10 protein-coding genes are annotated in these 10,423 nt (G+C 52.5%); 4 read left to right on the forward strand and 6 right to left on the reverse strand.

Annotation, left to right across the window (positions count from 1 at the left end; translation table 11 throughout):
- Positions 1-5: 5 nt before the first annotated feature.
- A complete protein-coding gene (gene rpiA, locus CBW42_RS06775) occupies positions 6-695 on the reverse strand; it encodes a ribose 5-phosphate isomerase A (protein WP_087019033.1) in 690 nt (229 codons plus the stop codon).
- Between the two features lie 193 nt (positions 696-888).
- Here rpiA and CBW42_RS06780 point away from each other — a divergent pair, with 193 nt between their 5' ends.
- The gene (locus CBW42_RS06780; RefSeq protein ID WP_087019036.1) at positions 889-1,695 is read left to right on the forward strand and encodes a diacylglycerol/lipid kinase family protein; all 807 of its coding nucleotides are present in this window, start codon (positions 889-891) and stop codon (positions 1,693-1,695) included.
- Here the strand turns inward: CBW42_RS06780 and CBW42_RS06785 are convergent.
- Both CBW42_RS06785 and trxA read right to left on the reverse strand, forming a co-directional pair.
- Positions 1,683-1,868, reverse strand: a complete 186-nt coding sequence (locus CBW42_RS06785; protein ID WP_087019038.1) for a ferredoxin — start codon at positions 1,866-1,868, stop codon at positions 1,683-1,685. The two genes, CBW42_RS06780 and CBW42_RS06785, sit on opposite strands and share 13 nt — an antisense overlap.
- A gap of 19 nt (positions 1,869-1,887) precedes the next feature.
- On the reverse strand, positions 1,888-2,205 hold the full coding sequence (gene trxA, locus CBW42_RS06790) for a thioredoxin (protein ID WP_087019041.1): 318 nt from the start codon (positions 2,203-2,205) through the stop codon (positions 1,888-1,890).
- A gap of 258 nt (positions 2,206-2,463) precedes the next feature.
- On the opposite strand from trxA, the gene CBW42_RS06795 reads away from it, so the two are divergent.
- Both CBW42_RS06795 and CBW42_RS06800 read left to right on the forward strand, forming a co-directional pair.
- On the forward strand, positions 2,464-3,819 hold the full coding sequence (locus CBW42_RS06795) for a sodium-dependent transporter (protein WP_087019043.1): 1,356 nt from the start codon (positions 2,464-2,466) through the stop codon (positions 3,817-3,819).
- Positions 3,820-4,180: 361 nt separating this feature from the next.
- Positions 4,181-5,965, forward strand: a complete 1,785-nt coding sequence (locus tag CBW42_RS06800; protein ID WP_133058275.1) for an IS1182 family transposase — start codon at positions 4,181-4,183, stop codon at positions 5,963-5,965.
- Between the two features lie 118 nt (positions 5,966-6,083).
- On the opposite strand, the gene CBW42_RS06805 is transcribed toward CBW42_RS06800, so the two are convergent.
- From CBW42_RS06805 to CBW42_RS06815, 3 genes are read right to left on the reverse strand one after another with little or no spacing between them, the layout of a single operon-like run.
- Positions 6,084-7,232 (reverse strand): CDP-glycerol glycerophosphotransferase family protein, encoded by a 1,149-nt coding sequence (locus tag CBW42_RS06805; protein ID WP_087019046.1) that lies wholly within the window; start codon positions 7,230-7,232, stop codon positions 6,084-6,086.
- A 4-nt stretch (positions 7,233-7,236) separates the two neighbouring features.
- Positions 7,237-8,508, reverse strand: coding sequence for an oligosaccharide flippase family protein (locus CBW42_RS06810; RefSeq protein WP_087019048.1), 1,272 nt, complete (start codon positions 8,506-8,508; stop codon positions 7,237-7,239).
- A gap of 24 nt (positions 8,509-8,532) precedes the next feature.
- Positions 8,533-9,516 carry a glycosyltransferase gene (locus CBW42_RS06815; protein ID WP_087019050.1) on the reverse strand — a complete coding sequence of 328 codons (984 nt, stop codon included), beginning with the start codon at positions 9,514-9,516 and terminating at the stop codon, positions 8,533-8,535.
- Between the two features lie 162 nt (positions 9,517-9,678).
- Here CBW42_RS06815 and CBW42_RS06820 point away from each other — a divergent pair, with 162 nt between their 5' ends.
- Positions 9,679-10,308, forward strand: coding sequence for a helix-turn-helix domain-containing protein (locus tag CBW42_RS06820; protein ID WP_242969820.1), 630 nt, complete (start codon positions 9,679-9,681; stop codon positions 10,306-10,308).
- Positions 10,309-10,423: the final 115 nt, after the last annotated feature.

Here is a 10,423-nt window from a genome sequence, read left to right on the forward strand (position 1 = left end):
TAGACTTATCTGTTCGGGTTCTGGATGGTCTGGATGCCGTCCGGGCCTGCGGAAATGATGATATCCGTGCGGTTCAGGAAGAAGCCGGTTTCCAGAACGCCGAGCGTGCCCTTGAGGAAGGCTTCCATTGCGGCATAATCCTTGCCGAACTTCGAGTTGGTATACTTGGTGTCAAGGATGTAGTTGTGGTTGTTGGTCTCGTAGATCGAGCCATCCTTGTTCATGCGGAGTACCGGCTCAAAGCCTGCCTCCTGCATCTTCTTGACAACGTGCTTGTAGCCAAACGGCAGAACCTCTACCGGCAGGCCGAACGCGCCGATCTCATCGACCAGCTTCGCGCTGTGGCAAACCCAGATGTTGTACTTTGCACTGGAAGCGACAATCTTCTCGCGGAACAGTGCGCCGCCGCCGCCCTTGATGCCGTTGAACTGCGGGTCGACCTCATCGACGCCGTCGATGCAGATATCCAGCTCCGGTGCATCGTTGGTGTCCAGCAGCTCGATGCCGAGGCTCTTCGCCTGCTCGGTGGAGGCATCCGACGTGGAAACACACTTGATCTTCAGGCCTTCCTCCTTGACACGCTGACCGAGCTTCTCAATCAGGTAATATGCCGTAGAACCGGTGCCAATGCCGACCAGCATGCCGTCCTTGACATATTTTGCAGCTTCGTAGCCTGCCATCTGCTTTTCATTCATTTCGCTCACCTCATAAACATTCAATAATTTGTCAAACCAATTCCTGCTTGATTTCTCTTTTCCTATTGTAATACACGCGGCTGCCGGAGTGCAATAGATTTCCTGCTTTTTCTTACACAGAAAAACAACACACTTACCCATTTTTGTGTTATACTGTAACCACAGAGGAGCGCATGAGAGGGGAGGTATCCGCATGGAGCATATTTTTCTGTTATGTGCGGCAAAGCCGCACAGGCAGGCAGACAGCCGACTGGTTGCGCGCATCCGCACAGCAGCCGCGCAAACCGGTGCGCTGTGTCTGATCCGCGAATGCCGCAGGCCGGGCGACATTGCATCCGTCATCTGCCGCGATGCGGCGCGCGGCGGCGCCATGCGGTTTTATGTATGCGGCAGCGACGCAGACCTGTGCGCCGCTGCGCGTGTTGCCTCCGGCTTTTCCAACGCGGAAATCGGCATTATTCCGGATGCACGGGGCTGTGACTTCGCGCACAGCTATCCACATGCCGATTTTTCCAGCCCGCTGGCACAGCTGCGTGCCACGCCGCGGGCTGTCGATATGATCGACTGCAACGGGCAGCGCTTCCTCAGCTCAGTGCGCATCTGTTCGCCCGGCACCCTCAGCCGTGCCGGAGGGCAGCTCTCCCCGCCGGTATCGCTCGCCGCCGCCTGTGATGACGGGTCCTTGCTGACTGGAGCCTTTGTGGTTGCCGCAGTCGGCAACAGCGCCCATTCCGGCAGGAAAACCCTCTTCCGGTACGCCGACCCATCTGACGGGCAGCTTGACCTCACGTTGCAGCGCAGCCTTCCGCCGCGCGGTACGGCGGCATTCATCCGCAAGCAATTCCGCCGCCTCACACTGATTCCACATCAACCGCTGTATGTCTGCGGCGACGGACAAAACTTCCGTGCGCTGCGCCTGTCGTTTACCGCAGTGCCCGGCTGTGTGCGTTTCCTGATCCCGGCGGCGCGGACGCATCACCTTCCGATTCAGCTCACATGAATGACCAGAACCGGACAGCCTTCTGCGGCTGCCTGTACGTCCTGCTCTTCCGCCGCATCCGGCTGGCGGATGACCTGTGCCAGTCCGTCTGACGCCATTTCAAACACCGACGGACAGGTTCCGGCACACTGGCCGCAGGCAATACAGCCCGCTCTGTCAATTTCTACCTTCATAACCAGACCCCTCCTCTCATCAAATCTGATCCAGCATGCGCAGGATGGCTTCCTTGCTGTGCACGCCGGTCACGGACGCCGCAGGTTTTCCGCTGCGGAACAGCATCACGGTCGGAATTGAGCTGATGTGGTACAGGCTCGCCAGCTGCGGGTCATGATCAACATTGATTTTACACACCCGCACCGCGTCGGTTTCCGCTGCAATTTCCTCCACAACCGGCTCCAGCTTGCGGCATGGGCCGCACCAGTCCGCCCAGAAATCCACCAGTACCGGTTTTTCGGCGCGCAGCACCTGCTCCTGAAAGCTGTCTGTTGTCACGGCAATCGGCTGATTCATCGCCATTCCTCCTCCGCCCGCCATCCGGCGGGCGGTTTTAGTTTTCCCGTTTTTGCACATGCTATCCATTCGCCCGCCGCAGCACAGGCTTTTTTTCGTTTTTCGCACATTTTCTGTTCCACGAACGCACACCTGTGGTATAATAGACCAAACCCATGCCCAATGCGCCCAGATCTGAGGCAAACCCTGGGGCATGTGAGGAATTTTTACCGCATGGCACACGCCATGCGTACATGAAATTTAGGAGGGAATTTTTTCATGAGTAAAAAACGCAGCAGCTTTTCCAGCCGCATCGGCTTTGTCCTGGCCGCGGCGGGATCTGCCGTCGGTCTCGGCAACCTGTGGCGGTTTCCGTATCTGGCAGCCAAATATGGCGGCGGTACGTTCCTCGTCATTTATCTGATTCTCGTGCTCACCTTCGGCTATTCGCTGATGACGGCAGAGATCACTCTGGGACGCAAAACCCGTCTGAGCGCAGTCGGCGCCTATGGCAAAATCGACAAGCGGTTTAATTTCATCGGCCTGTTGTCCTGCCTCGTGCCGATTATCATCATTCCGTATTACTGCGTCATCGGCGGCTGGATTCTCAAATACCTCGGCGTATTTGTGACAGACGGTGCGAAAACCACAGCGGCAGACAGCTATTTTACCGATTTTATCACCAGCCCGCTTCAGCCTTACGTGCTGATGGTCATCTTCCTGACCATTACGGCAGTGATTGTCTCGTTCGGCGTCAAGCGCGGCGTTGAAAACGCCAGCCGCATCATGATGCCGCTGCTGATCGCGCTCTCTATCGCCATCTCGATTTATTCCATGACCCGTCCGGGCGCATGGGAAGGTGTAAAATATTACCTCACCCCGCATTTCTCCGATGTTTCGCTGAACACACTGCTCGGCGCACTCGGCCAGATGTTTTTCTCCATGTCGCTCGCCATGGGCATTATGATTACCTATGGCTCGTACATGATGGATGATACCGACATTGAAAAGTCGGTCTCTCAGATTGAAATTTTTGACACCGGCATTGCATTCCTTGCCGGCCTGATGATCGTCCCGTCTGTCTTCGCCTTTTCCGGCGGCGACGAGGAGGCACTCAACGCAGGTTCCGGCCTGATGTTCGTCACCATGCCGAAGGTATTCGCAAGCATGGGCTTCGGCACTGTCATCGGCATTGCGTTTTTCGTGCTGGTCTTCTTCGCAGCACTGACGTCGAGCATCTCGCTGTATGAAACCGTCGTCTCGATTTTCTGCGACAAGTTCCATATTTCGCGCAAGCTGTCCTGTGTCGTCACCTATGTCATCTGCCTTGTGCTGGGATTCTTCAGCGCACTGGGCTACGGCACACTGTCGGGCATTGCACCGCTCGGCATGAGCTTCCTCGATTTCTTCGATTTCATTTCCAACAGCATTTTGATGCCGACTGTCGCCTTGCTGACCTGCCTCTTCCTCGGCTGGATTGTGGGACTGGACACGATTTTGGATGAGGTCAAGAAAAATTCGTCCTTCAAGCGCGAGAAGATGTTCCGCGTCATGATGCGCTGGATTGCGCCGATTTTCCTCATTGCAATCCTCATCAGCTCGGTACTCAGCGCGCTCGGCATCATCAGTATCTGACCCCATTTCAGACAGTACAAAAGCCGCTCCGGAAAACCCGAAGCGGCTTTTTGCATATCCTGCCGTGTGTACCCGTTTTGCTCACACGGCGCAGCACCGGACGAATGACGGGGATGGATCCTACGATCCGCATCCGCCCGGCGCGCCCGTGCGAGGAAAACAAAAAAACTGCCGTGCAGGGCTGTGAATGCACGGGGAGCACGCTTCACAGAAACACCCATAAGCAGTAGTCTATGCAGACGGCAGTCTGTATATTCCAAATGCATTGCGGAGCCGTCGCACTGCGCAAAGCGCTACAGGTTTTGCTGTCGGTACAGGCGGTCAGCTTTTCGATAAAAGGGGAGAATGCCCCTAAAAACGCTTGTATCCGGCAGAAAAAAGAGCTACAGGTTTTCCGGCGGCACAAGCGGTCAGCTTTTCGATCAAGGGGAGAGTGCCCCTAAAAATGCTTGTATCCGGCGGGAAAATAGCCTATAATAAGTGTGCGGTGCGGATGATCCGCTGTGTATGGTGTCGTAGTCACCTGCGCAGGCTGTGGGAAGGTTCCAGCTTTCCACAGCTGCCGCATCTTTTTGTTTCCTCATGCCTATTATACATAATCCGGCAGGGAAATGCAAATCTTTTTCACAGCCGCACAAAAGCCGCTTCGGAAAACCCGAAGCGGCTTTTCAGCCTGTCGAAAAAGTCGCCGAAAGGCGGCTTTTCTGTTATAATAAAGATAAGAAAGACAGGTGATAAAATGATAGTAAAAGGGAAGGAAAACAGAGAGGCAGTAGAGATTGTAAGTCTGGATATGTTAGTGCCCGAGGATCATCTACTGAGGAAAATAGATGCAGCAGTAGATTTCAAACAAATTTATGAATTTGTAGATGATTTGTACTGCAAGGACAACGGCAGGCCAGGTATCGATCCGGTAGTATTGTTTAAGATTGTAATGATACAGCACATATATGGGATACCATCGCTCCGGCGGACGCTGGAAGAAGTGAATATGAATGTTGCATACAGGTGGTTTATCGGTTATCCATTGAATGAACAGGTGCCGCATTTTTCAACAGTAAGCTATAATTTTAAGCATCGTTTTACAACAGCAACTGTAGAATATATATTTCGGTGGATATTGAACACAGCAGCAAAGGAAGGATTTCTGGATACGAGTGCAATTTTTATCGATGGGACACATATCAAAGCAAGTGCAAACATGAAGAAAAAAGCACGAAAAGCTGTTCCAGTTGAAGCAAAACGATATGCAAAGGAGCTGCGGGAAGAAATTAACAGAGATCGCGAAGAACACGACAAAAAGCCATTCAACGGTGATGACGATTCAACACCGCCAAAGGAGAAAGAAATAACAGTTTCGACAACGGATCCGGATGCCGGCGTATTCCATAAAGGTGAACACAAGAAGTGTTTTGCCTACGAAGCGCATACAGCCTGTGACAAGCATAATTTTATTCTCGACGTAGAAGTAACAGCAGGAAATGTACATGACAGTGTAGCGTTTGACCCGTTATATGACCAGCTTTGCGAACATTACCCAGAACATAAAACGATAGTAGCAGACAGCGCCTACAAAACTCCTTCGATTTGCAAACGTATTTTTGAGAGTGGAAGAGTATTATCTACAGCATATAAACGTCCAATGATAAAGAAAGAAGGTCATGAATGGTGGAAATATGTTTATGATGAGTATTATGATTGTGTAATCTGTCCGGAGTATAAAACACTTCATTATGCAACAACGAACAAAGATGGATATCGTGAATATAAGAGCAGGTCATACGTCTGCGAACATTGTCCGACCAGAGAGCTGTGTACATCGAGTGCAAAGTTTGAAAAGACTGTCACCAGACACGTATGGGCTGATTATGTAGAGTTGGCAGAAGACGCACGTCATATGACTGAATATCGTGACTTATATAAACTCCGACAACAAAAGATTGAACGTGTATTTGCAGATGCCAAAGAAAAGCATGGTATGCGCTATACACAATATCGAGGCTTGGCTCAAGTTACCAACTGGGTGAAGCTTAAATTTGCTGCCATGAATCTGAAAAAGCTGGCTATGTGGAAGTGGAAGATCCATTTCCCTATTCCAGTTTTCCGGCTTTTTCCCTATATGTGCCAAAATCTGGCTCTCGCTTAATGCGCGGCCGGGTTCTTCGACAGGCTCAAAAGCCGCTTCGGAAAACCCGAAGCGGCTTTTTTCTGTCATTGCCGGAGCGCCAATGCCTCCCTCCGATGAGGCAGGCTGTCTGTATGATTTACGGGTTTCCCTTCACCCGCTCCAGAATCCAGTCGGCACAGCGGGCAGATGCCTTTCCGTCCACACAGAAGCCCATCTTTTCAAAAAATGCCGCGCAGTCGCGCTGATACTCTGCCTCATCAAATGCCGCAATGTGCTGCATCATTTCCTCATTGGATTTCGCCAGCGGGAACGGTGTGTCATCAATCGGAAAATAGAAATTCCGGTCGTTTTTATAGGCGTCAATATCGGTCGCAAACTGGAAGCACGGACGGCGTGTCAGCGCAAAGTCGAACATCAGCGACGAATAGTCCGTAATCACCGCGTCGCAGGCGGACAACAGAAGCTGCATGTCGTCAAATGCCGTCGCGTCAAAGGTCGTCTTATTATCAAAATGAAGGTCTTTTGCACGCTGCATCACATGCGGGTGCAGGCGCACAAGCGCAATCCATTTTCCGCCGAACCGTTTTTCACAGGCGGCACAGACCGCATGATAATCCAGACTGTATGCATCCAGCGAGCCGTCCGCACGAAAGGTCGGTGCATACATGACCAGATTGCTGCCCTCCGGCAGGTGCAGCGCACGACAGACCTTCTCCTTTGCATCCTTCGGCGGATGCACGAGGATGTCATTGCGCGGTGAGCCGTACTGCTCAACCGGGCCGTCATACCAGAACGATTGCTGATAAATTTTCGTCATGAAGGTACTGTCGGAAATAATCGCATCAATCTGCCGGGAATCACGCTGCGCATAAGCCGCATAGGTCGCATCTTCCTTGCTCAGCGTGTCCGCTACATCGCGCTCAATGCGCTTGAGCGCAAAGCCATGCCAGGTCTGCATATAATACTGCCCGGCTTTCTTGTGACGCGCACCCTTGCGGCAGTTATCCACCCAGACACGCGCCGTGCACAGCTCCCGGATCGCCGCCATGGTGTCATATCTGACCACGCGCACGCCGGACGGCGTGCCTGCTTTTTCCGGGTCATTTGCCAGCCAGACGAGGTCGAGGTCTTCATCCCGCTTGAGCAGCTCATCGGCAACTGCCTTCGGATTGTCCGAATAGCCGCGGCCATAATAGCTGGTGAATACAATTTTATTTTTCTTTACCGGCAGGACGCTGCCCAGCGTCCATGCCAACCCCTTTTGGAGCTTCTTTCCTATGGACATGTGCTCAGTCCTCCTGTTCCACGTGCAGCAGCGCACGGTTTTTCCAGATTACGATAATACGGAACAGCAGGATGGCAATTTCCGCAATCGATACCAGTGCGCCGAGCGTGACCATATTCATATTGTCGGTGAAATACAGCACCAACAGGTTGAACACATGCAGCGCTGAACCAAAGACAACCGAATAATTCGCATATTTTGACAGTCCCATTGCGCTCAGCGTCGGGAAACCGAGGATATAGCTCGGCAGGATGACAATGACAACCGGCAGCATCGCGCGCAGTACCGGTGCCGCATCGCCATAACCCGCGCCAAACACGATTTCACACAGCGGGCGCGCAAATACAAAGACAACCGCACAGCCGCCGATGATAATCGGCATGAAAATCTTCAAAATCTTCCAGACCAGCTTGAAATCCTTGTTTTTGGTCATATACGGATACATACTGTCGGAAATTGGCGACAGACCGTTTTTTGCAGTCGTCACCAGCTTGTCCGCCAGCGTATAATAACCGATGGACGAGCCCGCGGAAATAATACTCAAAATAACCGTATTGCTCGCGGTGTATACGGAGGTTGCAATGCGCGAATAGAAAAATGTGCTCGATCTGCGGAAGCTGTCCCAGATCTCCCGTGCCCGGCATTTGACAAACCGGATATTCATCTGGCGGTACAGATGCAGATATACGCCGAGAAGCGCGGCTGTATTGCCGATAATATTTAAAATCGGGATAATACAATACTGCTCCGGCTGCTTGAGCAGCAGCACAATCATGACAGTGAAAAACGTCTTGATCGCAACCGTCCGCACCGTAATCGCAGTCATCTGCTCCAGTCCACGGTACAGGTAATCCGGAATCATGGAATTGACTGCGGTGGCAATCAAAAACAGCAGATAAAATGTGCGGTCTTCGCGCCACGACGGCAAAATCTGACACAACACAAGCAGCACAATGACCGAACCAATGGTCAGGAAAATTTTGTCGATTGTAACTGCGGTCAAAATCCTGGATACCTTTCCCCTGTCCTCGCGGTTGCGGGAAACATCTTCTGTTGCGCTGAGCAGAAAGCCGAAATCAATGACCAGCTGGAAATATACCATGATTGCCGTCGCAACACCCAGCTTGCCGTAATAGGTCGGGCCGAGCACACGGGTCTCATATGGAACGACAATAAAGCTGAGCAGATACGTCGAAAACTGCATGATATACAGCATGACCGTATTTTTTAACAGCACGCCCTTTTTGGAGCTGAGGGCATTTTTATTGAGCTTCAAAACAGGAAATCCTTTCTTTTTTTCTCAACCGCCAACTCTGTTCTTTGCGCGGAACAGGGTGGCGAGCAGACGGTACCGGCGATGCAGCAGCAGATTGAATGCCAGCTTTTTGGAGCGCGGCAGCTGTGCCACATAGCGGTTTTTTTCAAACCCCGGGAAATATTTGCGCATGTACTGATAAAACTCCTGAAGCAATGGATGCTTCGGGTCGGTCATCAGCACACGGACAGAAGCCGCGAGGAAAATATGATCGATTGCCAAACGGCACAGTTCATCGCGGTAGCGTTCAAACAGCCCGTTCTCGCGGTACCAGCCCAGCAGGTCGTCAAACGCATCCATAATCTCATGGTTGCGGTCGACATTCTTGTTGCGCGTGATGGAATTTTCCCGCACGACATAGTAGTAATACGGCCGATGGACAGAAGCGACACTCTTTGCCTTTGCAAACAGCTTAGTGGTCGTGCGGATGTCCTCATACCACACGCGGCCCGGATACCGAATCCCGGTTTCCAAAAACAGCCGGCGCGCATAAATGCGTGTCCATGCATTCGGCAGGGCAAGCAGCAGCTCCGGCGTATCCGCCAACGTAAACACCCGGTCTTCCGGCAGCGGGTCAATGAACACCTGCGAAGTATCTCCGCCATTGTCCACGCGGAAACCAAAGCTGATGATTTCAGCATGTGTCTCGTCTACTTTTTCAGACAGCTCTGCGAGCATTGTCTCGTCGATATAATCGTCGCTGTCCAGAAAAACCAGATAATCGCCCAGTGCATGTTCCAGGCCGACATTGCGCGCATCACCCAGTCCGCCGTTCGGCTTATGGATGACACGGATTTTTTCCGGCGCCTGCGCCGCAAGCTCATCGCACAGCGCACCGCTGCCATCTGTCGAGCCGTCATCTACCAGAATCATTTCATACTCGTTATTGTTCTGTGCCAGAACCGACCGGACACACTTTTCCAGATAGTCTTTTACATTGTATACGGGGATTACTACACTGAATTTCATACCATTCTCCTCATTTCCCGATATGGGGTTATTATAATCCCTTTATACAGCGTATGCAAGGGAAAGTACATCGTGCAACCGCCGGTTGCGGATAAATCACCCGCAAATGGTAGCCATGCAACCGTTATTTCTGGTATGATAGAAACAGAAAGAGAGGTGTTGATGATGACGATCTCCGACCGAATCCGTGAGCTGCGCCGCACCCGGGGCATTTCACAGGAAGAGCTCGCCGCACAGATCGGCGTATCCCGCCAGGCGGTGTCCAAATGGGAGAGCGGACAGAGCGTGCCCGACCTCGACCGGGTGATTGCGCTCAGCGATTATTTTGATGTCACAACCGATTATCTGTTAAAGGGCATTCAGCCGTCTGCGCCGCAGGCGGGCAGACAGGCGCCCAACGCATCGGTATTTGCCATCGCCGGGACGGCATTCAATGTCATCGGGCTTGCCGCCGCCTGCGGCATCTGGTACGAGCAGCAGACAGCAACCGCCATTCTTATCGGGCTGATTCTCATGGCAATGGGCTGCATGATTTTTGGCATCGGCATCGTCTGCTCCGCAGAAGCCACCAGACCGGCAGCAAACCACTTGTTCTGGAAGGTCAATATCTGGGTGCTGGCATTCTTGCCGCTGGCTGTCGTATACAACCTCCTGACATACGGGATTCCGGCACCTTATCCGCTGCTGTTCCGGCCAATCTTCCTCTTTTTCCTCTTCTGGCTGGTGTATTTCGCCATCTGCCTGCTGGCGCGGCGGCAGCTCTTGCGAAGTGACCGCACAAACGACGAATAACGCACAAAAAGGAGACATCCGCGGATGTCTCCTTTTTCTTTGTCCATTGTATCCGGCTCGTATATCCAAGCGGCGTTGGGGGGCGGACTGGCGGACGCGTTCGTCCGACATGTCC

Source organism: Butyricicoccus porcorum (assembly GCF_002157465.1).
Classification (GTDB): Bacteria; Bacillota; Clostridia; order Oscillospirales; family Butyricicoccaceae; genus Butyricicoccus_A; species Butyricicoccus_A porcorum.